Origin of the sequence: Aquidulcibacter paucihalophilus (genome assembly GCF_002105465.1) — a bacterium.
GTDB classification, from domain to species: domain Bacteria; phylum Pseudomonadota; class Alphaproteobacteria; order Caulobacterales; family Aquidulcibacteraceae; genus Aquidulcibacter; species Aquidulcibacter paucihalophilus.
Map to the genome: position 1 here is coordinate 15762 of NZ_NCSQ01000167.1, position 25318 is coordinate 41079.

The following is a 25318-nucleotide window of genomic DNA, read 5'->3' on the forward strand; positions in this document are numbered from 1 at the left end:
TTGCCGCCGCAGGGTGTGTCCCATCCCGGTGACGCTCTTGGCAAAAGCCGCTATTGACCCTCGTATGCATTGCCAACCCATCTTCTCCCTTGCCGATGCCGATATTTGGGTCGCAACCGATGCCGACCGGTCCGATTTGGCAGCCTTCTGTCGCGACAATCCGGAATATGATGTGTTTCTGACGGGGGAAGTGCCCGATGAGACCGAGTGGGCTGAGGATTTCATGACCGACCTACCGCCCGCATCTTTCAATTGGACCCATACCCACAAGCTGATCGCGCGCCGCCATCAAGATCCCGCCAAAATCGCCGCCATCCTCGATGTTACCGAAGACATGATCGACACGGGTGTTGGCCATATCGGCCTGTTTCAAATCGCGACCTCCTTGCAGGGTACAGGTTTCGCGCACCTTCTCTATCAAGGCTTGCAAGATTGGTTGGCCAGCCGTGGCATGGATGTGCTGCGCCTGGGTGTTTTGGAAGGCAATCCGCGCGGCATGGCGTTTTGGACCCGTCATGGCTTTTTAGAAACCCGCCAGCGCCAAGGTACCGCCCCGACTGGCAAAATCCATCAGAGCCATGTGATGTATAAGCCACTCACACCGCTCACGCTTGATGCCTATCGTTTGCGCGTGCCGCGCGATGATCCGAGTAGTTCTTAGCCTATCTTTTTCCTTTTATTCTTGCGGGTAATGTGTATATTTCTTGTCAGGGATACACATAATGCGCACGAACATAGAAATTGATGATGATTTGATGGCCGCTGCCATGGCGGAAGGCGGGTTTTCGACCAAGAGGGAAACCGTTGAAACCGCGTTGCGGGAGTTGTTGGACCGACGCAGACAGGGTCGCCGGTTGCGTGCTTTGCGCGGTAAGGTGGAATGGATTGGGGATCTTGACGCGATGCGGCGCGATCCGCTCGGTTCCCCATGATCATCGTTGATACAAGTGTTCTCATTGACTATTTCCGGGCGGTGGATAGCAAAGAGACCGCCTTACTCGATTTGTTCTTGGACACGGATGTTGAGATTCTGATCGGCGATCTGGTTTTGATGGAGCTTCTTCAGGGGTGCGGAACGAACAACAGGCACAAATGGTCCTTCAAGAATTGGGTGCTTACAGGACTATTTCGATTGCAGGCCCCGATTGCGCCATCCATGCCGCACAACATTACCGCCAGTTGCGAGGGATCGGCATTACGCCACGCAAATCTATCGATACGCTGATCGCAACGCGATGCATCATAGACGACATTCCCCTCCTTTTCAGCGATCGCGACTTTGACCCTTTTGTGAAACATTTGGGTTTGGTTTCTGCGGCGAATTCTTGAACGCATGCGCATGAAAACCGCAGGCAAAACTATTGATCCTGCGGTCATCTTGGCCCACAAGGACACGATGAATCGGGCGCGTTAAATCGCGCGTGACTTGGTAGGATTTTGACCCATGGCAGACGGCACACAAACCCTAGAAACCAATTCTTCTGCCGATCTTTTGCCGGGCGAGACCGCCATGCGCAATTTCAACATCAATTTCGGGCCACAGCACCCCGCCGCCCACGGCGTGTTGCGTCTGGTGCTGGAGCTGGATGGCGAGATTGTTGAGCGCGTCGACCCCCATATTGGTCTTCTCCATCGCGGGACCGAAAAGCTGATCGAGTATAAGACCTATCTGCAGGCCATGCCCTATTTTGACCGGTTGGACTATGTGGCCCCGATGAACCAAGAACATGCGTGGTGCTTGGCGATTGAGCGTTTGGCCGGGATTGAAGTACCCCGTCGGGCGCAATTCATCCGCGTGATCTTCTCCGAAATTGGCCGCATCCTGTCGCATATCTTGAATGTCACAACCCAAGCGATGGACGTAGGCGCGCTGACCCCGCCACTGTGGGGCTTTGAAGAGCGTGAGAAATTGATGGGCTTTTATGAGCGGGCTTCAGGTTCGCGGATGCACGCAGCCTATTTCCGCCCGGGTGGCGTCCATCAAGACCTGCCAGACGCTTTGGTGCGCGACATTTACGAGTGGTGCGACCCGTTTTTGAAGTTATGCGACGATATCGAAACCTTGTTGACTGATAACCGCATCTTCAAGCAGCGCAATGTCGATATTGGCGTGGTTGACCAAAAGACCATTCTCGATTGGGGCTTTTCGGGCGTGATGGTGCGCGGTTCGGGCATTGCTTGGGATCTCCGTCGCAGTCAGCCCTATGAAGTCTATTCCGAGCTGAAGTTCAAAGTGCCCGTTGGCAAGAATGGCGATTGTTATGATCGCTACCTGTGCCGGATGGATGAAATGCGCGAGAGTGCCAGCATCATCAAGCAATGTATTGAGATGATGCCCAAGGGGCCGGTTCTCGCAGAAAACTCGAAAGTGACCCCGCCGCGCCGCGCCGATATGAAGGGCTCGATGGAAGCGCTGATCCATCACTTCAAGCTCTATACCGAAGGCTTCCATTTGCCAGCAGGCGAAGTCTATGCTGCTGTTGAAGCCCCCAAGGGTGAGTTTGGTGTCTATCTGGTGGCCGACGGCACCAACCGGCCATACCGGGCCAAAATCCGCGCCCCAGGCTTTGCCCATTTGGCTGCGATGAGCCACCTGAACAAAGGCCACATGCTGGCCGACGTGTCAGCCATCCTTGGCTCGCTCGACATCGTGTTTGGTGAGGTGGATCGCTAGCCATGCCGCAAGTTGAGCCAACTACATCAAAATGGCTTGCGACGTTTGACGACCTGACTGCTTTGCCGAAGGCGAGGGTGGCTGTATTTGTTTATGCGTTGCTGTCAGGTTTGGCGTTAGTGGCTATCGGTGCACTCTTGTTTCCACTGCACAAACTTGCGCTGATCTATGTGCCAGTTTTGGGAACCCAATGGGCCTTTGAGCCGAGGTATGGCGGCTCATTTAATGCCGATTTAGGCGCTATGATCTTGACGATTTGTGGTGTCTTGGCTTGGACGAAAGTCCTACCATTTGTTAGCAAGATTGCTGTTTCGGCTGGCGGCAAAACGAAGGAAGTACCGCAATGAGCTCGATCATCGACGCAAACTATGCTGCCTATTCCGCCAATGACCTTGAAGGCGTGTTGGCGACCTTGGCGGATGATTACACCGTCTCGCCATTTGGTGGCGCCCCCTGGCTGACCAGCAAGGACGGAGCGCGCAAAATGTATGCGCGCCATTTGGTCGATTATCCGATGAACCGCACCGAATTATTGGGCCGGATGGACTTGGCCAATGTTACCATCAAGCGCGAACATTCCGAGCCGGGCGAAGGCTCTAAAGCCCCCGCCGCCGATGTGATGATGATTTATACCGTGCGCGATGGCTTGATTGCGCGCTGTGAATCGATCACCCAACAAGGCGATGAAGCAGCCGCGCTCGCGGTCGTGTCCAAACAGCTTGAAGCCTATAATAAGCAAGATCTCGATGCCCATGTCGCTTGCTTTGCCGATGATGTGGTGATTGCAGACCTTAATGGCGCAGAAAACTTGCACGGCATCGGCGATTATCGCGCCCGCTATCAAGGGGTGTTTGCGCAATATCCACAAAACCATGCAGAGCTTGTGAACCGTCTCGCCTGTGGCAATGTCGTCGTCGATCACGAGCGCGTCCGTCGCAGCCCTGAGGGCGAGCCCTTTGAAGTGCTGGCGATTTATACCATTAAAGATGGCAAAATCGCGCGCGTGGACTTTGTGAAATGAAGGGGCACTTGATCCTTGCTTTGCTGGCGCTGATGATCTTAGCAAGCTGTGCTTGGATTTGGGTGAGCTTGATCAGGCCAAATCCAAAGATCGTGGAACAGATGCCTGGTGGCTTAGTAAGGCTTCGGTTGGCACGTCTGACCGAGATGATTGCATTGCTTTGGCCTTTGGTTGGGAGGCTATTGCTGGCCTTACTTGGCTTTGATTTGCCAGACTATGCCACTTATATCGCACTTGGTCTTAGCTCGACCTCGTGGTTAGCCTTGAAGTACTGGAGTCCATTAGGGGCATTATGGAATGACCATGACCGTGCGCAATATGAAGTAGGCCGTCTTCAACGACTTCATGCCTATAATTCTAGACGATAGAGAGAGTCCTCTACCCATGGCCACACGTCGCCCAGCACCGATTGAAGTTCAGCCAAAGTCGTTAGATGTCTTGGCTACTCATTCCGTGCGCGACGGGAAAATCGCGCGCGTGGACTTTGTGAAATGAGTGACGGTGCCCTCAGCCATATCCTGTATCCTGTGATGATGCTGATAGTCTACCTCCCCATTGTTTTGCTGGGAGTCGGCAAAGAGTTTAGGCGACTGCAGGGACATTTTCAGGGCAGTGACGCTGCTTTGCGACGGGCATTGTATCTTAAAGGTCTGTTACCCTCGCTTGGGATGGGAATAGCCTTTACTGGCCTGGCCGTAGCGCAAGAACTCAATGGTTCGATCTGGTCTTGGGTCGTCGGGTTTACATGCTTGTTCGTAGCTGCTGGTGTGCTGTCGCTTTTCTACGTTGGTCCGCTCCGCCTGCTATTTGCCGAATTGGAAGACGCTGACATCTCCGCCCACAAATACACAAACTCCGACAAATCTCATCAAGGCAGTTAATCATGGCCACACGTCGCCTCGCACCCCCCGAAGTTCAGCCCAAATCGTTTGATTGGTCGGCAGAGAGTGCCGTGAAAGTTGCGTTTTGGCTGGGTAAATATCCAGAAGCCCGCAAGCAATCGGCGGTGATCCCGCTGTTATGGCTGGCGCAAAAGCAAGAAGGCTGGGTGAGCGAGCCTGCGTTGCGCAAGATCGCGCTCGACCTCGGCATGGCCTATATCCGCGTCTATGAAGTTGCGACTTTCTATACGATGTTCCACTTGGCCCCGGTCGGCAAACATCATTTGCAAGTGTGCGGCACCACGCCCTGCATGCTGCGCGGCTCTGGCGACTTGATTGACGTCTGCAAGAAACGCATTGGCCATCACCACCATGTCACGCCGGATGGCTTGTTCTCGTGGGAAGAAATGGAGTGCATGGGGGCCTGCGCCAATGCGCCCATCGTTGCCATCCACGATTATTACCATGAAGATCTGACGGCGGAGAGCTTGAGCGCGATTATCGACGATTTGGCCGCTGGCAAAGACGTCACGCCAGGTTCTGCCATTGGTCGCCTAACCAGTGCACCCGATGGCGGCCCCAATGTCTTGAAGGACGAGACCTTGTTTGACGGCAGCCTCGCCAAAAAGATCAAACTACCAAACTTGCCCGAGAAGGCTTAGGCGAAGGTCAGGGGCTGGATTTCCCATGAATACGGGTTCCAGTCCGCCCTTTCTTCGCCCGCAGGATGATCCAAACCGCGTTGGGATTCCTGTCACCAGTGACGCTGCCTTTTGGGCCTCCATGTTTTTGTCATGGATAGCCCAATCCGTTGATGATTTGCTTGTCGTTGATCGTTGGGCGCTCAATTTCATGGCAGTTGCAGCCGTTAGCCTGCTTGGCCTTGCGATTTTCAAAGGCATTGAGCGGCCTTGGCAGATTTCTATGCGCCTACCCCGCACCACCGCCTGGATCATGCTGGCCGTGATGATTGTTGTCACTGGGGTATGGCTTTGGTGTGGTCTGTTCTATACGCGCGATGTGGCCGCACGCTTGCTCTATGGCCTATGTGGCAGCCTCACAGCGTGGAGTGCTTTTGCCACGTTTCACGCATTAGCGACCAGCAGGGCTAAATCGGACGATCTTTAAAAGCTCACCCGGCTTAAGTGGGCGCTCGGCACTCATGCCATTGATCATCAAGAAGCGCTCGGTCTTGAAGTCGGGATAGGCCATGCGGGCAGACAGGCTTGCCACCGTGTCGCCAGCCCGGACGGTCACAATTTCAAGCTCACGTGGGCGCAAAGCCGCAATCTCAGTGGCCGATAATTCGCGGAAGGTTTGGGTGATGGGGAAGGTGGGCGACAGGCCATCGGCCGGGCCCATCATCACAAAGTGAAAGGCCCGCCCATTTAAGTTATAGGCAATCACGCCGACATCGACGGGCCCAGAGCGGGTTTGCGTGCGCGCCAACAAAGTAATTGTTGGCATGCCATTGGTTGTGCCAGGCGTTGCTAGTCCCAAAGTCGCTGGTGTCTGGCCTAAGGTCTCACGCGCTTTGGCGATGGCATAGGTATCCAGACCGCCGGATAAGGTGCTGCCACCGCCGAACCGGCCTTTGCGGCCATTTGGTCCTTCAATTTCAACAGCTTCTGTCGTGTTGTTGAGGGAAAATCCTTGCGGCACTTCAAAGGTAATCTTCATGCTGGGATGGGAAAAGCGCCGCCCATCGACAAAGCCTTGTTCGGGATCATCGCCTACGCGCAGGCCCGCTAACGCCGTTAAATAGGGACGCACGAGTTCTGGCGGCACATCGCGGCTGGCCTTGGCGGCACGGGCGGCATTGGCGGTGCGCGCAACACGCTCTGTCGTGATGGGGTGACTGCGCGCCCAAGTCGGCACATCGCGCGGCTGGCGGCTATTCACCTTGGCGTTGAGTGCTTCCTGCGCGGCTAAAGCCGCCAACATGTCGGACGCGGCAAAGAGATTATAGCCATTGGCTTGCAGATAGCGCACGCCATAATCGTCGGACTCATTTTCCTGCTTGCGTGAGTAGCTGAGCGTATAGACTTGCGCCAATTGCCCGGCCGTCTGCATGATTTCGTCGGATTTGGTGGCAATCCCAAGGGCGATGGCCCCTAAGGTTGACAGTGTGGAGGCTTGGGTGCGCTTCAGTGAATGCTTGCCGACAATATGGCCGACTTCATGACCCAACACGCTGGCCAGCTCGTCTTCGGAATTCATAATCGCCATCAGGCCGCGGGTGATATAGATGTAGCAGCCAGGCACCGCAAAGGCGTTGACGACGTCTGAATTGATCACGGTAAAGGTGCATTGGTCCTTGAGCCCGGCGGTGGTGGCTACCTTTGCCCCGACACCGGAGACATAGGTTGCAAGCGGGCCGGTGATGGCACCGCCAAATTGGGCAACGATTTGGGGATGCTGCTTGATGGCTTGGGCGCGCTCATTCGGCTTGATGATTTGGGCCGCAGCCGGTGTGGCGACAGGTGCGGCGAGGACGGCTAACGCTCCCATAAGAACCCAATTCTTGCGCATCACACTTCTCCAAGTTTGAAACTCATGATGGCGGCATTGGCTTGATCTGGCTAATCAAATTCGCAGGCTAGGCGGGCCGGTTTAGGATGACTAGGCAGTAGCTTCCTTCCTGCAGTGCGAATGCGCTTCTACCTGCAAATGTCGTTGGCAGGCTGGATGAAGCCCTATAGAAGCTTACACACGAACTATCCCGCTTAGCTGATCGAGTGTTCTATGATTGCCGATAAAGACCGTATCTTCCTGAACCTCTATGGCCGCCATGATTGGCGCTTGGAAGGGGCTAAGCAGCGTGGCGCGTGGAATGCCACCAAGGATATGATTGACGCAGGGCGCGATTGGATCATTCAGCAAGTCAAAGACTCGGGTCTGCGGGGCCGGGGAGGGGCGGGTTTCCCGACGGGCCTCAAATGGTCCTTTATGCCCAAAGAGGTGAAGGATCGGCCGCATTATCTGGTCGTCAATGCCGATGAGTCTGAGCCTGGAACCTGCAAAGACCGTGACATGATGCGCCATGATCCTCATTTGCTGATCGAAGGCTGCTTGATTGCCTCATTCGCCATGCAGGCTCATACCGCTTACATCTATATTCGCGGCGAATATGTGCTGGAGCGCGAGCGTTTGGAAGCCGCGATCAAGGAAGCATATGAAGCCAAGCTGATCGGCAAGAACAACATCCACGGTTGGGACTTTGACCTTTATGTCCATCACGGGGCAGGGGCCTATATTTGCGGGGAAGAAACCGCTCTGCTCGAAAGCCTTGAAGGCAAGAAGGGCCAGCCGCGCCTCAAGCCGCCATTTCCTGCCAATGCGGGTCTCTATGGTTGCCCAACCACGGTCAATAATGTGGAATCAATTGCGGTGGTGCCAACCATTTTGCGCCGGGGTGCCCAGTGGTTTGCCGGCTTTGGCCGCCCGAATAATACAGGCACGAAAGTCTTCTGCGTGTCGGGCCATGTCAACAAGCCCTGCAATGTTGAAGATGCCATGTCGATCCCGCTCAAATATCTGTTGGAAGAACATTGCGGCGGCGTGCGTGGGGGGTGGTCGAATTTGAAGGCCGTCATCCCCGGCGGGTCATCGGTGCGCATGATCACCCAGGAAATGGCCGAAGATGCCTTGATGGACTTCGACAGTCTGTCAGCCTTGAAGTCGGGCCTTGGTACCGCGGGCGTGATCGTGATGGATAAGTCGACAGACCTCATCAAAGCGATTGCCCGTCTGGCCTATTTCTACAAGCATGAAAGCTGTGGCCAATGCACACCGTGCCGCGAGGGCACTGGCTGGATGTGGCGCGTGCTGGAACGTATGGCGGTTGGACAAGCCGAACACCGCGAAATCGACCTATTGCTGGAAGTGGCTGGCCAAGTCGAAGGCCACACAATTTGCGCTTTGGGCGATGCGGCTGCGTGGCCGGTGCAAGGCCTGATCTGGCGCTTCCGCGGTGAAATCGAGGAACGTATCGACCGCTATCGTCTGGGCAAGCCCCACGTCTTAGGGGCCGCTATCGCAGCGGAATGAAGCCAGCGAAGTTTACCGCGTGTTGTCAAGAGCGTTTCTACCCACTGCCAAGTGGGCAGGTTCGCTTCCTTATGTTAGCATTAGGACCGATCCAAGCATGCTTTAGCAAGCCATGAGGCTGTGGCATGCTTTGGCAGGTGCTTGACGTGATTGCCAATTTGGCTGGCGGTATAAATGCTCCTGACCTGTTTGCAGACTAACTTTATTCGGAAGCCGAAGATATTGCGGCTTTCTGGGCTTTGAAATTGAAGCTTTTTCTGATTTCTTGACTGTTCATGATGCATCATGATAAAGCAAATTCTGTGGTTGAACTCAAAGGTAAATGGCAATGACGCAGCCGATCCTCGAAAAATTTGCAACCCAAGTTGAGGTCGAGAAGCTAGCAATAGTGCGCGAGTTAGCTCGTAAAGAAGGAAGGTTGTTGCAATCCCTCATTGACGAAGCGCTAACGGATCTTTTGGAAAAGCGGCGCCGAAGCCAAGTGCGTGCCTCAGTTATGGAAGCATATCAATCTAGCCACGAGACTTTTGCCCCACTCTATAAGAAACTCGCTGATTGACAGAGTATCTGACCTTAGATGAAGTGCTTTTGATACATGCTGACCAAATCGAGAGATATGGTGGCACCCATGGGGTGCGGGATTTGGGCCTTATTGATTCTGCGCTTTCAAGACCTAGGTCGGGCTATTATGGGTCCACCATTGAACAAGCTGCAGCGCTTTGGGAGAGTTTCGCCCAGAACCATGCCTTTTTGGATGGGAATAAGCGGACAGCATTTGCGGTAACATATACATTTTTACAAATTAACGGATGGCGTATTCGAGCCGGACCTGACGAGACCTATGACTTTATAGCTCATTTGTACTCGAGGCAGGCATTTGTCTTCATTCATCTTGTCGAATGGTTGCATTCAAACACGTCAAAAGCATAACGGTCGGAGGTGAGCGACAATTTTTGGGTCGCCGCCAAAATCACATAGCTCCAACGTCATTTTCGTCGTTTGACGAATAGCTAAGTGCGTGCCCAAATCCTGACTTTAGGTGAGGGTTTCAGGATGGCTTTGGAGCGGATCAGTCGGGACTGGCGATGGGCAAAGCTGGCCTTGGCACTGTGTGCTTTCGCGCTCACGGCGGCCTGCACACTCTTAGTCGGGCCATATTCATCGACCCGTGATTGGCCGTTTGGTAAGGATGTGACTGAAGTGACGTTGGAGCTTCAGCCGCTTGACTCTCTGTTTCCACCACCTCAAACAATTCGTTTGTCGCGTACCATGGATGGCATCCAGTTTTTGGCGTCGTCACCGGGTGAGGGCGACTTAAATGGCCGAGTTTCAATAAAATATCTGGGCTCAAACGCGCTAGGCCGCGTCTATGGCTATGCAATCCCAAAATCAGACCTCCCAGATAACATGGAGGGGCGCAAAACAGCGTCTGAACTTCGCTTAGGTCGACACCAAGCAGCCGCCGCCTACTATGGTATGATGTTGATCAAAGCCACACGGAGTGAGGTACCAGATCAAGAGCTGGCGCTTCGGGTGCCAGTCTGTGATGGGGCTTCGGCGGAAGAATGTACCTATGAAACTTCCGCCGCGGTTTGGGCTTTGTTGGCAGCAAAGGTTCCTGAGATGACGTTTGAAGATATGCCAATTTACGTCATTCGGCATTAGGGTCTTTCGTGCGAGACTAGGTTGTCTCCACGACGCGAAACATTTCGCCACTACCCAAATCGCGAACCAGATCGACGCGCCGACCATCCCAATGATAGGCGAGATGGCGGCCTTGGACCGGATTAGAGGCGCAATCTGGATAGAAGAGACCAGCGCATGTTCCCGCTGCGTGGCGCACACTGGGATAGACAATCCCATCAGACCCTGCTGCCCGAAGTGTCGCTGCCAAAGTCTGCGATCCGACATAAGAATTGGGATCAAGCGCGGAGGCATGCTCGGGTTCCCCTAAACGCAAATCATGCAAATCGGCGTCGACCGACAAGACGATCTCGCGAAACTGCGACGTCCAACCGGGGGCCTCCCCCGTGCGCGCCAAGAAGCGACCATGGTGGTGGATCGTTTCAAATAGCGCCGTTTCGAAATGGGCGGCGACATAAAGCACGCCATAGCTGCCGTCGCTAAAGCGGCTGGGTCGATCTGGGCTGATATGGGTGAAGGGGGCCATAAGATAGCTCGCCCCCGTGCCACCAACGCGGCGCGCAGGCGGCACCAGATCGAGATTGCCAATCGAAGCCATCAGGCGTGGATTGGTCTTTTGCTCGGCTGAGATCAGCAAAGCCCAGTCTTCTGGGTCAGCAATATCCTCAAACAAATCAATCGGAGGGAAGCTACTTCGGATGATCCGAACCGCGCTTTTCCAACTGACCTTGGCGAGAGGGAGGGCAGGCAACCCACTCACCAGCCTGCGCGCTCGGCATCGAGATAGCGGCGCACCCGCATCAAGTCGGTCAGCTCTCCGCCCAACATGATGTCGAGCGCACTGGTCCCGTCAAAGGCTGTGTTTGCCGTTTTGACCCACCTATAGCCGCGGCCGGGTTCGCTAAAGATAATCCGAAGCGCTTTGTGGATGCCCAATAGGTTTGACAGCCGCGCCCGCCCATCGCGCGACAAGCGCCCCGGCCCCTCTGCCTTCCAGCGGCGATAGCTACGAACTGGCATGTCCAAGAGAATGGCGGCCTGCTCATCCGTCACATCCCATTTGCCAAATAGATTAAGGGCGGCCCGAAACATGGCCGCACCCTCATCTTGGGTGATGGGTTCTGCCCGAAAGGCGGGGCCAGATGTGTCAATGCGTTCTAAAGCTAACATAGGGTCTCCGTTTGGCAGGATTTAAAGTAAAGGATGCCATTTGGCAATATAAATCAGCGTCCCTGCCGATATGGGCTTCGCCACCGTTCCAAATTGATTTACATAGTCATCACCTTCTCAAACCAAGGTGGAGGACAATCCGCTCCATGAAGCAGCCCTGCCAAGCCTGTCTCATTTTACGTCTGATCCTCGCCATCTTGGCCCCCCTTTGCATCGCTGGCTGGATCGTTTTGGCGCTGGTTTATGAGCTTGCTGTATCTGGCTGGATTTTTGCTGGTTTTGGGGTGAGTTTGGCGGTGGCAATTTGGGGCGTAGCGTCGTATCTCGGCGAACGGCGGGTCAGCTTGGCTGAGTCTGTTTCAAACGATGGGGCGAGAAGATGACGAAAATCGTCGTCGATGGAACCGAAGTAGATGTGCCTGGCGAGTACACGCTGTTGCAAGCGTGCGAAGCCGCAGGGGCAGAAATTCCACGGTTCTGTTATCATGAGCGTTTAAGTGTGGCTGGCAATTGCCGCATGTGTTTGGTCGAAGTCAAAGGTGCGCCTAAACCTGTGGCGTCTTGCGCCCAACAGGTCAAAGACCAGCGCCCCGGCCCAAATGGTGAGCCTCCCGTTGTTGTCACCAAGTCTTCGAAGGTAAAGGCCGCACGCGAAGGCGTGATGGAATTCCTGTTGATCAACCACCCGCTCGATTGCCCAATCTGTGACCAAGGCGGGGAATGCGACCTGCAAGACCAAGCTGTCGCCTTTGGCCGGGCTGGTTCGCGCTATGATGAGAATAAGCGCGCGGTTGAAGAAAAAAATATGGGCCCCTTGGTCAAAACGGTGATGACGCGCTGCATCCAATGCACCCGCTGCGTCCGTTTTGCGACTGAAGTGGCCGGCGTGTCAGAGCTGGGGGCCATTGGTCGCGGCGAAGACATGGAAATCACCACCTATCTCGAAAAATCTTTGACGAGCGAGCTGTCGGCCAATGTGGTTGATCTCTGCCCCGTCGGTGCGCTGACCTCCAAGCCCTATGCCTTTAATGCCCGCCCGTGGGAGTTGAAGAAGACCGAAACTGTGGATGTGATGGATGCGGTCGGCTCCAACATTCGCGTTGATGCGCGTGGCAATGATGTATTGCGCGTGTTGCCGCGCCTCAATGAAGAGATCAATGAGGAATGGTTGTCGGATAAGTCGCGCCACGCGGTCGATGGCTTGCGCCGTCAGCGCCTCGACAAGCCCTATCTCAGATCCAATGGCAAACTCGCCCCGGTCAGTTGGCCACAAGCTTTGGAAGCTTTGGCGGCCCGCCTTAAAGGGGATGCGGCAAGGATTGGCGCGATTGCGGGCGACTTGAGCGATGTTGAGGGCCTGAAATCCGCCCTGGATTTGTTGCGCGGCCTGGGTGTCGCCAATACAGATTGCCGTCAAGATGGTGCAGCAATTGGCCTGTCGGGGCAACGCGGCGAATATCTCTTCAACACCACGATTATGGGCATTGAAGATGCCGATGCCTTGTTGATCATCGGCTCTAATTTGCGTCTGGAAGCCCCGCTCATCAATGCGCGCGTTCGCAAGACTTGGCTGCGCGGCACGCTCGATCTCATTGGCGTTGTGGGTGAGGCAACCGACCTGACCTATGCCTATGAGCTTGTAGGGGCAGGGCCTAAGACTCTGGCTGATTTGGCCAAGGGCAAGGGTGATTTCTTCAAGCGCTTTGCCAAGGCTGAGCGCCCGATGATCGTCCTTGGCTTGGGCGCTTTGGCGCGTCCTGATGGCGCGCAGATTTTGAAACTCGCCGCTGAAATCGGCATGAAAGCTAAGATTGTGCGCGACGGCTGGAATGGCTGGAATGTCGTCCATACCGCTGCTGGCCGCGTCGGTGCCCTCGATTTGGGCTTCTTGCCAGCAGAGCAGGGCCTCTCCACCGCCCAAATGTTGGAGCCAGGCGCGCTCGACACCCTGATCTTGTTGGGGGCGGATGAAGTCAAAGCGCCTGCCGGAACCTTTGTGGTCTATATTGGCAGCCATGGTGACGCAGGCGCACAACAGGCCGATCTGATCCTGCCAGCCGCGGCCTATACCGAAAAGAGCGCGACCTATGTCAACACCGAAGGCCGCGTACAACAGGCGCGCCGGGCGGTATTCCCCAAGGGCGATGCCCGCGAGGACTGGGCCATCTTCCGTGCGGTCTCGGCGCTGGTAGGTAAGACTTTACCCTATGATAATTTGGATGCGCTGCGCGCTAAGCTGATGGCCGACAGCCCCAGCTTTGCCGGTCTCGACTTTGCACCAGGGGCCAGTACGCCTTTGGAGTTGAAGCTATTGGGAGTGGCAGGCGATGTGGATGCAGCGCCCTTTACCAGTCCGATTGCAGACTTTTATCTGACCAATCCAATTGCCCGGTCCAGCCAAATCATGGCGGAATGCTCGGCAGCCAAGAAAGCAGCCGCTCAGGCTGCAATAGCAGCGGAGTAGGGCCCTATGCAGGATCTCGTTCGCGATTGGGGCCCGGTTTGGGGCGTGATTGGTGGAGCAGGCCAGATCTTAGCGATCATGGTTATGCTGTTGTTGACCTTGGCCTTTATTCTGTTGTTTGACCGCAAGGTCTGGGCAGCAGTGATGATGCGCAAAGGGCCAAATGTGGTTGGCCCCTTTGGCTTGTTGCAAAGCTTTGCTGACTTTTTGAAGTTTGTCGTCAAGGAAATCGTGATTCCAGCTGGCGCGAACAAAACAGTCTTTATCCTGGCCCCCCTGATCACCATTACACTTGCCTTTGTTGCGTATGCGGTTGTGCCCTTCGCGCCAGGCTGGGTGATTTCCGACATGAATGTCGGGATTTTGTACCTGCTCGCCATGTCGTCCTTGGGTGTTTATGGCATCATCATGGGCGGCTGGGCGTCTAACTCCAAATATCCATTCTTGGGCTCGCTACGTTCTGCGGCACAAATGGTATCTTACGAAGTCTCGATCGGCTTTGTGTTGATCACCGTGCTTTTGGTGGTTGGCAGCCTCAACCTGACCGACATTGTCGACCATCAAAAGGCGGGCATTTGGGATTGGCACGCCTTTTCCTTCATCGGCGCCCTGATCAATCCTCAGGAAGGGGCAGGCGTAGTCGGCACGCTCTATGGCTTTATCGTCGGCCTAGTGATGTTCATGATGTTGGGCATTTTCTTTGTCTCGGCCTTAGCTGAAACCAATCGCCCGCCGTTTGATTTGCCCGAAGCTGAATCTGAACTCGTGGCCGGCTACCAAGTCGAATATAGCTCCACCCCCTATCTTTTGTTCATGATCGGGGAATATCTGGCCATCGTGCTGATGTGCGCGATGATCTCCATCCTGTTCTTAGGGGGCTGGAACGCACCTTGGGGCCCGATTGAGAACCCATGGGTCGGCTTCTTGATCCTCTATATCAAGATTTGGCTCGTCTTCTTCATGTTCGCCATGGTGAAGGCGATTGTGCCCCGTTATCGCTATGACCAGCTGATGCGTATTGGCTGGAAAATCTTTTTGCCCACGACCTTGGTCGCCGTGGCAGTGGTAGGCGGCCATGTCGCTTACTTCGGGAGGTAGATGATGGCGGGCATAAACTGGGACAAGGGCCTTACCTTGGATCAACGTCGTTCGCTGGTGACCGTGGCACTTAGCGCCATGAGCTTTGTTCTGGGCATCGCTAGCATCCTTCTTTACGCCGGTGGGACGGTTTCTGAGAATAGCTTGTGGCTCATCGCACTTGGTTCTTTTCTGTTTGTTGCGACCATCTTCCTCGCGATGTCAGGCGTTCGGGGGTTGTTGATGATTGATAAGCCATCGAAACATCATGGAAATGGGGATATGGCATGAGCATTGCCCAAGCTCTCAAAGGCGCTTTGATGCTCGACTTTGCAGGTGCCTTCGGCCTTGCGATGAAGAAATTTTTCGAGCCGAAATTCACCATCAACTATCCGTTTGAAAAGGGTGCGTTGAGCCCACGATTCCGGGGCGAACATGCCTTGCGCCGCTATGCCAATGGCGAAGAGCGCTGCATCGCCTGCAAATTGTGTGAAGCCATTTGTCCGGCTCAAGCCATCACGATTGAGGCAGAGCCCCGGGATGACGGCTCGCGCCGTACCACACGCTATGACATCGACATGACCAAATGTATCTATTGCGGCTTTTGCCAAGAGGCCTGCCCGGTGGATGCGATTGTCGAAGGTCCGAATTTCGAATTTGCCACCGAGACGCGCGAAGAATTGTTCTATGACAAAGACAAGCTTCTGGCCAATGGCGACCGGTGGGAACGCGAAATCGCGAAGAATCTAGAGTTGGATGCGGCTTATCGTTAAGTCGCAGACCGGGGCATTTTTGTAAAACGCGTGTCTGCTCCAAGCCGGGCAGGGCGCAAAGGGGAAGAGAGTAGCGATGATTGCGGTCGCCGCCTTTTACATTTTGAGTGCGATTGCGATTGCCTCGGCCTTTATGGTCGTGGTGGCTCGCAACCCTGTGCACTCCGTCTTGTTTCTGATCCTGACCTTCTTCACTTCCGCGGGCCTGTTCGTGCTTTTGGGGGCAGAATTCCTCGCCATGCTCTTGATCGTTGTCTATGTGGGCGCAGTCGCGGTTCTCTTCCTGTTCGTTGTGATGATGCTCGACATCGACTTTGCCGAGTTGAAGGCAGGCTTTTTCACCTATCTGCCGTTTGGCGGATTAATCGCGCTGATCTTGTTTGGTCAGTTTGTCATGGTTGGTGGGGCTTGGATTGAAAAGTCCGTATCCGCAGAAGCCATTGCTGCGCCAACACCGGCCGCTGCAGCAGTCACCAATGCCGAAGCTATCGGGCGCATCCTCTATACCGATTACATCTTCTTGTTCCAATCAGCTGGTATCATTCTGTTTATTGCCATGGTGGGGGCGATTGCGCTGACGCTACGCCATCGTGACGGCATCCGCCGCCAGAATGTCACCGCCCAAGTTGGCCGCACCCGCGAGGGCGGCGTTGAAATGACTGACCCGAAGCCGGGCGAAGGAGTGGTACTTTGATCGGCCTATCTCATTATCTGGCGGTTGCGGCCGCTTTGTTCACCATTGGCGTGTTCGGCATCTTCGTGAACCGCAAGAATGTCATCGTTATTCTGATGTCGGTTGAGCTGATCTTGTTGGCAGTCAACATCAATCTGGTGGCTTTCTCGTCCTTCTTGGGCGATCTGGTCGGGCAGATTTTTGCCATGTTCGTGCTGACTGTGGCGGCTGCTGAAGCCGCTGTCGGTCTTGCCATTCTGGTCGTCTATTTCCGAAACCGCGGCAATATCGCGGTTGAAGATCTCAATCTGATGAAGGGCTAACGCGTGTCTGCAGAACCTCACGCCACGACAGGCCTTGCCGAGACGCTTGCGACCATCGTCGTGTTCGCACCCCTTTTGGGGGCCATCATTTGCGGGCTCTTCAACCGCTTCATAGGCGAGAAAGTGGCGATGTTTGTTGCCACCGCCTTGTTGTTTGTCGCCGCAGCCTGTGCCGGAACCATCTTCATCGGCCATTGGCAGCACAGCCTGCATTTGCCGGCGGAACCCATTCGCATCGCGACCTGGATCCACGTGGGTGACCTGAAAAGCACTTGGTCCATCCGATTGGACGCTATCAGTGCGGTGATGATGATTGTGGTAACAGGTGTGTCGTCCTTGGTGCACCTTTATAGCTGGGGCTATATGGCCGAAGACCCGCATAAGCCGCGCTTCTTTGCCTATTTGTCGCTTTTTACCTTTGCCATGTTGTCGCTGGTAACGGCGGCAGACTTCATGCAGCTTTTCTTCGGCTGGGAAGGGGTGGGCCTTGCCTCATACCTCTTGATCGGCTTCTGGTATCACAAGCGCTCAGCCAACGACGCCCAAATCAAGGCCTTTGTGGTCAATCGCGTCGGCGATTTTGGCTTTGCTTTGGGCATTATGGCGGTCTTCTTTGTGTTTGGCTCGATTGAGTTCAAGGAAGTCTTTGCCCTCGTGCCTGAAAAGGTCGGCGTGATGCTGAAGTGGGGCAGCTATCAATTGCCCGCCATAGAAATCATCGCCTTCTTGTTATTTATCGGGGCGATGGGCAAGTCGGCGCAATTCTTCCTGCACACGTGGTTGCCCGACGCGATGGAAGGCCCAACCCCTGTGTCGGCCTTGATCCATGCCGCAACCATGGTGACGGCTGGTGTCGTGCTCGTCTGCCTGTGCTCGCCCATATATGAAGCTGCACCGATGACGGCAGGCTTTATCACCATCATTGGGGCGGTGACGGCCTTGTTTGCGGCAACCGTTGGCCTTGCCCAAAACGACATTAAGCGCGTGATTGCCTATTCGACCTGTTCGCAATTGGGCTTTATGTTCTTTGCTGCAGGCATTGGTGCCTATCAGGCAGCCATGTTCCATTTGTTCACCCACGCCTTCTTCAAGGCCTTGTTGTTCTTGGGCGCAGGCAGCGTGATCCATGGCATGCATCACGAGCAAGACATGCGCAAAATGGGCGATGTGGCCAAGCATATGAAGATCACCTTTGTGATCATGATTATCGGCACCTTGGCCATTACGGGCGTTGGTATCCCGCATACGCCATTCGGCTTTGCGGGCTTCTTCTCGAAAGATGCCATTATCGAAACCACCTATGCCGCTGGCATGACGGGCAATACTTCAGCTCAATTGGCCTTTTGGATGGCCTTGTTGGCCGCGACGCTCACCAGCTTCTATTCTTGGCGCTTGGCCTTCATGACTTTCCATGGCACGCCAAAATGGAAAGCCGATGGCGGTCATGGCCATCATGATGATCACAGCCACAGCGATGCCGCCCATGCCCATGGCCAGCCAGCTGTTGCCCATGTGGGTGAAGGTGGCTCCGACGCGGCTGGCAGCCATGATGACGACCATGGCCATCATGCGTGGCATGGCCCGCATGAAAGCCCGCTGGTGATGTTGATCCCGCTGGTGCTTCTGGCTTTTGGCGCGGTGTTTGCCGGCTCGATCTTCTATGACGCCTTCGTCGGCCATCATGCCAAGGAATTCTGGGGTAGCTCCATCTATACCGCGCCAGACAACACGGTCTTGAAAGACAAATATTCCATTCCAGGCTGGGTCTTTTATGCGCCTTTGGTGGTGATGGTGATCGGCCTTGCCGCTGCCCTTTACTTCTATTTGTTCAATGAAGGCCTCGGCAAAAAGATCGCCGACCGCAAGGGCATGGCGCACGCCTTCTTGGAGAACAAATGGTATTTCGACGAACTCTATGACTTCGTCTTTGTAAAAGGTGCCCGCGCGCTGGGCGACTTTTTCTGGAAAATCGGTGACGGCAAGCTGATCGACGGGCTTGGGCCCAATGGCATCGCCGCCGCTTTGAACTTCGGTTCGAAGAAAGCTGTGAAAATCCAGTCTGGCTATGTCTATCACTATGCCTTTTTGATGCTGATCGCGGCGGTCGCGCTTGGCGCTTTTGTTCTATTCCGGGGTGCCTGAGGCTATCATGGACACGCTGCCCATCCTCTCGATCCTCACCTGGCTGCCCGCTGTTGCGGCCGTCCTCATCCTGCTCTTGCCGCAAATCATCAAGAGCCCAGAGGCCGCGCGCGCCAATGCGGCCCGCTGGATTGCCTTGGTTGCTACCCTCATTGTCTTTGGTCTCGCGCTTTGGATGACCTTGGCCTTTGATGAAACCAACCCAGACTACCAATTCGTCGAACGGGCTGATTGGTATGGCATGATCCAATATCATTTGGGCATTGATGGTATTTCGGTACTTTTGATCCTGTTGACGGCCTTCTTGATGCCGCTTTGTATCTTGGCCAGTTGGACCTCGATTGAGAAGCGCGTCGTGGAATATATGGCGGCCTTCTTGATTTTGCAGACTTTGATGATTGGCGTGTTTTGCGCGCTCGACATCGTGCTTTTCTATATTTTCTTCGAAGCGGGCCTTATTCCGATGTATCTCATCATCGGGATTTGGGGCGGTAAGAACCGCGTTTATGCGGCCTATAAATTCTTCCTCTACACGCTTTTGGGTTCGCTCTTCTTGTTGATCGCTGTGGCGTGGATGGCGATTACCGCCAAGACGACCTCTATCCCTGACCTGCAAGCCTTTGGGTTTGCCAAGGATGCGCAAACCTGGTTGTGGCTGGCTTTCTTTGCCTCCTTCGCCGTGAAAATGCCCATGTGGCCAGTCCACACGTGGTTGCCAGATGCGCACGTGGAAGCGCCGACGGCGGGCTCTGTCATTCTGGCAGGGGTGCTGTTGAAGATGGGTGGCTATGGCTTCCTCCGCTTTTCCTTGCCGATGTTCCCAGAGGCCTCCAACGACTTTGCACCCTTCATCTTTGCCTTGTCGGGTATCGCGATTGTCTACACCTCGCTGGTTGCCTTCCGTCAGACCGACATCAAAAAGCTGATTGCTTATTCTTCGGTCGCGCATATGGGCTTTGTCACGATGGGGATCTTCTCGGGTAATGAGCAGGGGATCCAAGGTGCCATGTTCCAAATGCTCAGCCACGGGGTGATTTCGGGCGCGTTGTTCCTTTGCGTCGGCGTGATTTATGACCGCATGCACACCCGCGAGATCGCTCAATATGGCGGCCTTGTGAACCGCATGCCGATTTATGCGGCTGTCTTCCTCCTTTTCACTATGGGCAATGTCGGTTTGCCGGGCACGTCGGGCTTTGTTGGCGAAATTCTGACCATGCAGGGGGCGTTCAATGTGGACCCCGTGACAGCCATGGTGGCCGCCAGCGGTGTGATCTTGTCGGCAGCCTATATGTTGACGCTCTATCGCAAGGTGATTTTTGGGGTGATCGTCAATCCGGCGCTCAACACCATCACCGATATGAATGCGCGCGAGATCTTGATCTTCGTGCCTTTGATCGCGGCAGCCCTTTATCTGGGCTTCCAGCCCAACATCATCTTTGACCAGACGGCGACTTCTGCCGTTGCGCTCGTGGACGCCTTCCACGCCAACTTCAAGTGACCGGTGCGGTAATGGCCATCAACCAAACCATGACAGCAGAGCTCTTCTTCCAGCAGGTTCCCTATATCCTGCCAGAGATTACCCTTGCAGCAGGGGCTTTGATCATCATGTTGATCGGGGCTTTTATGGGCGACAAGGGCGCACGCTTGGTCACGTGGCTCTGTGTCGCAACCCTCCTCGCCGCAGGCTCGATGGCGGTTTTACATATGCCGCCAGAACAAGTGGTGGTCTTCTCCGGTTCTTATGCCGCAGACGGCTTTTCGGCCTATGCCAAGCTGATCATCGCCTTGACTGCCAGCAGCGCCCTTTTGCTCTCCATCGACTTTTTGGCCGAGAAAAAGCTCGATAAGCCAGAGTTTCCGGTGCTGGCCCTCTTAGCCACCTTGGGCATGTTCATCATGGTCTCTGCCCATGATTTGATCGCGCTATATGTGGGTGTGGAGATGCAGTCTTTGGCGCTTTATGTGCTTGCCGCCTATGCGCGCGATGACGCGAAAAGCTCGGAAGCGGGCCTCAAATACTTCGTTCTGGGTGCCTTGTCGTCGGGCCTTTTGCTCTATGGCTGCTCGCTTGTTTATGGTTTTACCGGGTCAGTCAATTTCGATGTGATCGCAGCACAAGTGGCAGACGAACGCTCTATCGGCGTGGTCTTTGGCTTGGTCTTCATCCTATGCGGGCTGGCATTTAAGATGTCGGCAGCCCCCTTCCATATGTGGACGCCCGATGTTTATGAAGGCTCGCCCACAGTATCGACGGCCTTTTTTGCCTCCGCGCCCAAGGTTGCGGCCTCTGTGCTGTTCGCCCGCGTCTGCTTTGAAGCTTTCGGGCCGCTGCAAAAGGATTGGCTGGGCATTGTGATCATTATGGCTGTCCTTTCTATGGCGATTGGCGCTTTGTTTGCGCTCCAGCAGACCAATATCAAGCGCCTGCTGGCTTATTCTTCGATCGCGAATATGGGCTATGTGTTGGTTGCTATTGCCTGCGGACCTGAATTTGGACCTAAAGCCCTTTTGGTCTTTGTTTCCATCTATGCCATCACGTCGGTTGGCTTGTTCGGGGTGGTGCTATCTTTGCGCAATGCAGAGGGCGAACGGGTAGAGACCATTTCGGCCCTCTCGGGCCTCTCGCGCTCCAACCCGCTTTTGGCGTCTGCCTTAACGATGCTGCTCTTCTCCGTCATGGGCATCCCGCCATTGGCAGGCTTCTTCGGGAAGTGGGAAGTGATTTTGGCGACCAGTGCGTCTGGCTTATTGCCACTGGCCATCGTGCTGATCTTGGCCTCGGTGGTGTCGGCCTTCTATTATTTGCGCATCATCAAGACGGTTTGGTTTGACGAACCACGTATGGCCATGGTGCCTGTAGGGGCTTCCACCACGCTGACCCTAACCGGAGCAACCTTTGTGTTGGCGGCCTTGACCTTGGTGATTGGCCTGGTCGGTTCTGCGGCTAGCATCGCTGGAGCTGGCTTCCATTGAGGCCAGGCCGAGCGGGTGGACGGGGCGACGTCCGACTTTATGACACGATTGATTCCACCAATGATGAAGCGCGCCGCCTAAGCGAAGGGGGTGAGATCGGCCCCTTGTGGGTGCGTGCGCTGGGACAAACAAAGGGCAGGGGCAGGCGGGGCCGCAGCTGGCTGGGGGAGCCCGGCAATTTGTTCACAACAGGCCTGTTCACCTTGACCTGCGGACCTGCAGAAGCTGCGAATCTGTCCTTCGTTGCCGCTTTGGCGGTGGCAGAAGCGATTGACTGCTTTGTGCCCCCCCATGAAGTTAGCTTAAAGTGGCCAAACGATGTTCTGATCGATGGCAGAAAGACCAGCGGCATTTTGTTAGAAAGCTGGCAGGGCCCGCACGGCTTTCACTTGGCCATTGGGATTGGGGTGAATGTGCGCACCAGCCCCGATGGGATCGACCAACCCATTACCTGTGTTTCTGATCATTTACGCACTGGCCAAAGCCCTGTCAGCGCGGAAATCCTGTTTGAGGGTTTGCAGGCGCGCTTTCACGACTGGTTCGACCTTTGGTCCCAACAAGGCTTTGCGCCAATTGCTAAGGCGTGGCTGGCACGCGCCTCTGGGCTCGGCCAGCCGATGATTGTGCGTTTGCCGCATGAGACGTTGGAGGGCCGTTTTCATGGGCTGGCCGCTGGTGGCGCGCTGCAATTGGAACAAGCCGATGGCACGATTGTGGATGTCACAGCGGGCGATGTATTTTTTGGCTAAGCTTGCCTGCACTTGTGGCACTGGCGCAGCCCCCACCGGACAGGCTAAAGAGAGCACGAAAATGGTAACCCACGTGGGCCGGGCCCCGTATCACAGACAGACCTAGGGGGATGCATGCTGCTGGCCATTGATGTTGGGAACACCAATTCGAAATTTGCGGTTCATGATGGTACCAAATGGCGCGGGACGTGGCGGGCGGCCAGTAATTCGTCGCGAACGGCAGATGAATATGCCGTTTGGTTGGATGCCGCCATGCGCTTTGCGGGCTTGTCCATCAATGACCTCAACCATTGTGTTATCTCAACAGTGGTGCCGCAAGCCTTGTTTCACTTGCGCAATTTGTCGCGCCGCTATGTGGGCGCAGAGCCCTGGGTGGTGGGGGAAAATGCCGAACTCGGCATTGATGTGCGCATCCCAAAACCATCGGAAGCGGGGGCAGACCGCCTCGTCAATGCCATTGGCTCGTTCATCCAATATGGCGGTCCATCCATTGTGATTGACAGCGGCACGGCGACTACATTTGACATCGTAGGCCCAGATGGCGCATTTGAGGGTGGTGTGATTTCGCCGGGGATCAACCTTTCCCTTCAGGCGCTGCACACAGCCGCGGCACGCTTACCGCGCATTGAAATTCGCAAGCCAGACAAAGTTATTGGGACCGACACGGTCGGCGCGATGCAGTCTGGCGTTTTTTGGGGCTATATAGAGCTGATTGACGGTCTGATTGGCCGGATTAAGGCTGAATATAATAGCCCCATGAAAGTTATCGCAACCGGGGGTGTCGCCTCTTTGTTTGAAGGCGCATCGACCCATATTGATCATTACGATCAAGACCTGACCACGGTCGGGCTATTGGAAATCTTTGAACGCAATGGCGGTAGGTCCGCCAATCGGAACCCAACGTGACAAAAACAAAAAATAAAACAGATGAACTCGTCTTTCTCCCCCTTGGTGGCTCTAATGAAATCGGCATGAACCTCAACGCTTACGGCTTCGGCCCGGAAGGCGATAAGAAGTGGATTGTGGTTGATGTCGGTGTCACCTTTGCCGGCGAAGAAGGCATTCCGGGCGTGGATTTGATTCTGCCCGATCCTGAGTTTTTAGAGACCAATAAGGACGATATTCTCGCCATCGTCCTCACCCATGCCCATGAGGATCATATTGGCGCGATGGGCTGGTTGTGGCCACGAATCCCGGCACCTGTCTATGCTACGCCATTTACCGCGCATCTCTTGCGCGACAAGCTGCGCGAACGCGGGATTGAGCGCAAAGTCCCGCTTCATGAAGTGCCCTTAAAGCACCGCTTCCAAATCGGCCCGTTCGACATTGAGTATGTGACGCTGACTCACTCGATTGCAGAGCCCAACGGGCTTGCCATCCATACGCCTTTGGGCACGGTCATGCATACGGGGGATTGGAAAATCGACATCGATCCCCTGATTGGCGAACAGACCGATAGCGGCCGCATTCGCCAGATTGGTGATGATGGCGTGCTCGCTATGATTTGTGACAGCACAAATGTGTTTTCTGAAGGCGAAGCAGGTTCGGAAGCTGGCGTGCGCCAAGGCTTGTTTGAAGCCATTGCGGAACAAAAGGGCAAGGTGGCTGTGGCGTGCTTTGCCTCAAACGTGGCGCGCATTTTATCGACGGTTGAGGCCGCAACTGCAGCCGGCCGTTCGGTTTCGCTGATTGGCCGTTCGATGTTGCGCATCACAGGGGCCGCCAAAGCCGTTGGCTTGCTGCAAGACGCCACCTTTATTGAGCCTGAAATGGCCCGCCATTTGCCAGACGACAAAGTGCTTTACCTCTGCACGGGCAGTCAGGGTGAGCCGCGCGCTGCTTTGGCCCGTATCGCCGAAGGCAGCCACCCCTTTGTAACCCTTGGACGGGGCGATACCTGCCTGTTCTCTAGCCGCGAGATCCCCGGCAATGAGCGCGCGATTCTAGAGTTGCAAAACAAGCTCGCCATGCGCGGCGTGACGATCATCACAGGCAAAGACCGCCATATTCACGTCTCAGGCCACCCGTGCCGCGATGAGTTGCGCGCCATGTATGAGATGGTGCGCCCACAAATTGCCATCCCAACCCATGGTGAACAGCGCCATTTGATGGAGCACGCCAAATTTGCGTTGAGCCTGCAAGTGCCTGAGGCTTTGGCCGTCAAAAATGGCGATATGATCCGCTTGGCCCCGGGCCCAGCTGCTGTGATTGATGAAGTGCCGAATGGCCGGCTTTTGGTGGATGGCGATGCGATCATTGCCTCTGACAGCGAGACCATTCGCGACCGGATTCGTTTGGGAGAGCATGGCTATGTAATGGTCTCCATCGCCATTGACGCCAAGGGCCGCATCAAAGCAGGCCCAGATGTCCGCGCGCGTGGCCTGTCTGAACGCAATGGAAGCCCCGCCGAGGGCCGATTGGAGCAAGTGGCCGATGCCGCAGAAGAAGCCTTTAATCGCCTTAAGCCAGATCAACGCATGGATGAAGAAACCGCGGAAGGCTTTGTCATGCGCGCTGTCCGCAAAGCTTGCGACCGCATCTTTAACAAGCGGCCCATTGTCGATGTGGTGGTGATGACGATTTAAGGTGGGCAGGCCCGCGTTTGGAAGTCCGTATGCGCCCAAAAAGGCAAAGCCCCGCGCGTGCGGGGCTTTGTAGACACTTTGGAAAGGTTGCGATCTCGACCCCAAGCAGCCAACCGAAG

The 25318-nt window shown here is 55.2% G+C and carries 30 protein-coding genes; 27 read left to right on the forward strand and 3 right to left on the reverse strand.

What is annotated here, in order from left to right; translation table 11 throughout:
- Positions 1 to 37: 37 nt before the first annotated feature.
- The 10 genes from B7364_RS13995 (at position 38) to B7364_RS14040 (ending at position 5704) form a co-directional block, all read left to right on the forward strand.
- Positions 38 to 661: a GNAT family N-acetyltransferase gene (locus B7364_RS13995; RefSeq protein ID WP_157893715.1), complete on the forward strand. Its 624-nt coding sequence runs from the start codon at positions 38 to 40 to the stop codon at positions 659 to 661.
- 61 nt (positions 662 to 722) lie between these two features.
- Positions 723 to 932, forward strand: coding sequence for a type II toxin-antitoxin system VapB family antitoxin (locus tag B7364_RS14000; RefSeq protein ID WP_085340661.1), 210 nt, complete (start codon positions 723 to 725; stop codon positions 930 to 932).
- A 160-nt stretch (positions 933 to 1092) separates the two neighbouring features.
- Complete coding sequence (locus tag B7364_RS18455) at positions 1093 to 1329, forward strand: hypothetical protein (RefSeq protein WP_456297788.1); 237 nt, start codon at positions 1093 to 1095, stop codon at positions 1327 to 1329.
- Positions 1330 to 1444: 115 nt separating this feature from the next.
- A complete protein-coding gene (locus B7364_RS14010) occupies positions 1445 to 2674 on the forward strand; it encodes an NADH-quinone oxidoreductase subunit D (RefSeq protein ID WP_085340662.1) in 1230 nt (409 codons plus the stop codon).
- Between the two features lie 2 nt (positions 2675 to 2676).
- The gene (locus tag B7364_RS14015; protein WP_085340663.1) at positions 2677 to 3021 is read left to right on the forward strand and encodes a hypothetical protein; all 345 of its coding nucleotides are present in this window, start codon (positions 2677 to 2679) and stop codon (positions 3019 to 3021) included.
- Entirely contained in the window at positions 3018 to 3695 is a 678-nt protein-coding gene (locus tag B7364_RS14020) for a nuclear transport factor 2 family protein (RefSeq protein WP_085340664.1), read from the forward strand. Before B7364_RS14015 ends, B7364_RS14020 begins: the two co-directional genes overlap by 4 nt.
- Complete coding sequence (locus tag B7364_RS14025) at positions 3692 to 4063, forward strand: hypothetical protein (RefSeq protein WP_085340665.1); 372 nt, start codon at positions 3692 to 3694, stop codon at positions 4061 to 4063. Before B7364_RS14020 ends, B7364_RS14025 begins: the two co-directional genes overlap by 4 nt.
- A gap of 123 nt (positions 4064 to 4186) precedes the next feature.
- On the forward strand, positions 4187 to 4576 hold the full coding sequence (locus B7364_RS14030) for a hypothetical protein (RefSeq protein WP_085340666.1): 390 nt from the start codon (positions 4187 to 4189) through the stop codon (positions 4574 to 4576).
- 2 nt (positions 4577 to 4578) lie between these two features.
- Entirely contained in the window at positions 4579 to 5238 is a 660-nt protein-coding gene (gene nuoE / locus B7364_RS14035) for an NADH-quinone oxidoreductase subunit NuoE (RefSeq protein ID WP_085340667.1), read from the forward strand.
- A gap of 25 nt (positions 5239 to 5263) precedes the next feature.
- The gene (locus B7364_RS14040) at positions 5264 to 5704 is read left to right on the forward strand and encodes a TMEM199/VMA12 family protein (protein WP_085340668.1); all 441 of its coding nucleotides are present in this window, start codon (positions 5264 to 5266) and stop codon (positions 5702 to 5704) included.
- Here B7364_RS14040 and B7364_RS14045 read toward each other — a convergent pair.
- Complete coding sequence (locus tag B7364_RS14045) at positions 5669 to 7108, reverse strand: M48 family metalloprotease (protein ID WP_085340669.1); 1440 nt, start codon at positions 7106 to 7108, stop codon at positions 5669 to 5671. The two genes, B7364_RS14040 and B7364_RS14045, sit on opposite strands and share 36 nt — an antisense overlap.
- Before the next feature lie 213 nt (positions 7109 to 7321).
- Here B7364_RS14045 and nuoF point away from each other — a divergent pair, with 213 nt between their 5' ends.
- The 4 genes from nuoF (at position 7322) to B7364_RS14070 (ending at position 10291) form a co-directional block, all read left to right on the forward strand.
- Positions 7322 to 8626: an NADH-quinone oxidoreductase subunit NuoF gene (gene nuoF / locus B7364_RS14050; protein ID WP_085340670.1), complete on the forward strand. Its 1305-nt coding sequence runs from the start codon at positions 7322 to 7324 to the stop codon at positions 8624 to 8626.
- Positions 8627 to 8954: 328 nt separating this feature from the next.
- A complete protein-coding gene (locus B7364_RS14060) occupies positions 8955 to 9185 on the forward strand; it encodes a hypothetical protein (RefSeq protein ID WP_085340718.1) in 231 nt (76 codons plus the stop codon).
- Positions 9182 to 9556 carry a type II toxin-antitoxin system death-on-curing family toxin gene (locus B7364_RS14065; RefSeq protein WP_085340672.1) on the forward strand — a complete coding sequence of 125 codons (375 nt, stop codon included), beginning with the start codon at positions 9182 to 9184 and terminating at the stop codon, positions 9554 to 9556. Before B7364_RS14060 ends, B7364_RS14065 begins: the two co-directional genes overlap by 4 nt.
- 84 nt (positions 9557 to 9640) lie before the next feature.
- Positions 9641 to 10291 (forward strand): hypothetical protein, encoded by a 651-nt coding sequence (locus B7364_RS14070; protein ID WP_157893716.1) that lies wholly within the window; start codon positions 9641 to 9643, stop codon positions 10289 to 10291.
- 16 nt (positions 10292 to 10307) lie between these two features.
- Here B7364_RS14070 and B7364_RS14075 read toward each other — a convergent pair whose 3' ends face one another.
- Entirely contained in the window at positions 10308 to 11030 is a 723-nt protein-coding gene (locus tag B7364_RS14075) for an RES family NAD+ phosphorylase (protein ID WP_085340674.1), read from the reverse strand.
- Positions 11027 to 11440: an MbcA/ParS/Xre antitoxin family protein gene (locus B7364_RS14080; RefSeq protein WP_085340675.1), complete on the reverse strand. Its 414-nt coding sequence runs from the start codon at positions 11438 to 11440 to the stop codon at positions 11027 to 11029. The genes B7364_RS14075 and B7364_RS14080 overlap by 4 nt, the downstream gene beginning before the upstream one ends.
- Positions 11441 to 11586: 146 nt before the next feature.
- On the opposite strand from B7364_RS14080, the gene B7364_RS14085 reads away from it, so the two are divergent.
- The 13 genes from B7364_RS14085 (at position 11587) to B7364_RS14145 (ending at position 25199) form a co-directional block, all read left to right on the forward strand.
- Complete coding sequence (locus B7364_RS14085; RefSeq protein WP_085340676.1) at positions 11587 to 11823, forward strand: hypothetical protein; 237 nt, start codon at positions 11587 to 11589, stop codon at positions 11821 to 11823.
- Positions 11820 to 13904 (forward strand): NADH-quinone oxidoreductase subunit NuoG, encoded by a 2085-nt coding sequence (gene nuoG / locus B7364_RS14090; protein WP_085340677.1) that lies wholly within the window; start codon positions 11820 to 11822, stop codon positions 13902 to 13904. Before B7364_RS14085 ends, nuoG begins: the two co-directional genes overlap by 4 nt.
- 78 nt (positions 13905 to 13982) lie before the next feature.
- On the forward strand, positions 13983 to 15002 hold the full coding sequence (gene nuoH, locus B7364_RS14095; RefSeq protein ID WP_408606346.1) for an NADH-quinone oxidoreductase subunit NuoH: 1020 nt from the start codon (positions 13983 to 13985) through the stop codon (positions 15000 to 15002).
- A gap of 3 nt (positions 15003 to 15005) precedes the next feature.
- Positions 15006 to 15272: a hypothetical protein gene (locus B7364_RS14100; protein ID WP_232780920.1), complete on the forward strand. Its 267-nt coding sequence runs from the start codon at positions 15006 to 15008 to the stop codon at positions 15270 to 15272.
- A complete protein-coding gene (gene nuoI / locus B7364_RS14105; protein ID WP_085340680.1) occupies positions 15269 to 15754 on the forward strand; it encodes an NADH-quinone oxidoreductase subunit NuoI in 486 nt (161 codons plus the stop codon). The genes B7364_RS14100 and nuoI overlap by 4 nt, the downstream gene beginning before the upstream one ends.
- Before the next feature lie 76 nt (positions 15755 to 15830).
- The gene (locus B7364_RS14110; protein ID WP_085340681.1) at positions 15831 to 16448 is read left to right on the forward strand and encodes an NADH-quinone oxidoreductase subunit J; all 618 of its coding nucleotides are present in this window, start codon (positions 15831 to 15833) and stop codon (positions 16446 to 16448) included.
- Complete coding sequence (gene nuoK / locus B7364_RS14115; RefSeq protein WP_085340682.1) at positions 16445 to 16750, forward strand: NADH-quinone oxidoreductase subunit NuoK; 306 nt, start codon at positions 16445 to 16447, stop codon at positions 16748 to 16750. Before B7364_RS14110 ends, nuoK begins: the two co-directional genes overlap by 4 nt.
- A 3-nt stretch (positions 16751 to 16753) precedes the next feature.
- Positions 16754 to 18892 carry an NADH-quinone oxidoreductase subunit L gene (gene nuoL / locus B7364_RS14120; protein WP_085340683.1) on the forward strand — a complete coding sequence of 713 codons (2139 nt, stop codon included), beginning with the start codon at positions 16754 to 16756 and terminating at the stop codon, positions 18890 to 18892.
- 7 nt (positions 18893 to 18899) lie between these two features.
- Positions 18900 to 20390 carry an NADH-quinone oxidoreductase subunit M gene (locus B7364_RS14125; RefSeq protein WP_106407651.1) on the forward strand — a complete coding sequence of 497 codons (1491 nt, stop codon included), beginning with the start codon at positions 18900 to 18902 and terminating at the stop codon, positions 20388 to 20390.
- 11 nt (positions 20391 to 20401) lie between these two features.
- On the forward strand, positions 20402 to 21865 hold the full coding sequence (gene nuoN / locus B7364_RS14130) for an NADH-quinone oxidoreductase subunit NuoN (RefSeq protein ID WP_106407652.1): 1464 nt from the start codon (positions 20402 to 20404) through the stop codon (positions 21863 to 21865).
- Positions 21862 to 22614, forward strand: coding sequence for a biotin--[acetyl-CoA-carboxylase] ligase (locus tag B7364_RS14135; RefSeq protein WP_085340684.1), 753 nt, complete (start codon positions 21862 to 21864; stop codon positions 22612 to 22614). The genes nuoN and B7364_RS14135 overlap by 4 nt, the downstream gene beginning before the upstream one ends.
- A gap of 114 nt (positions 22615 to 22728) precedes the next feature.
- Complete coding sequence (locus tag B7364_RS14140; RefSeq protein WP_085340685.1) at positions 22729 to 23520, forward strand: type III pantothenate kinase; 792 nt, start codon at positions 22729 to 22731, stop codon at positions 23518 to 23520.
- Positions 23517 to 25199 (forward strand): ribonuclease J, encoded by a 1683-nt coding sequence (locus tag B7364_RS14145; RefSeq protein WP_157893717.1) that lies wholly within the window; start codon positions 23517 to 23519, stop codon positions 25197 to 25199. The genes B7364_RS14140 and B7364_RS14145 overlap by 4 nt, the downstream gene beginning before the upstream one ends.
- The last annotated feature ends 119 nt before the right edge of the window (positions 25200 to 25318 follow it).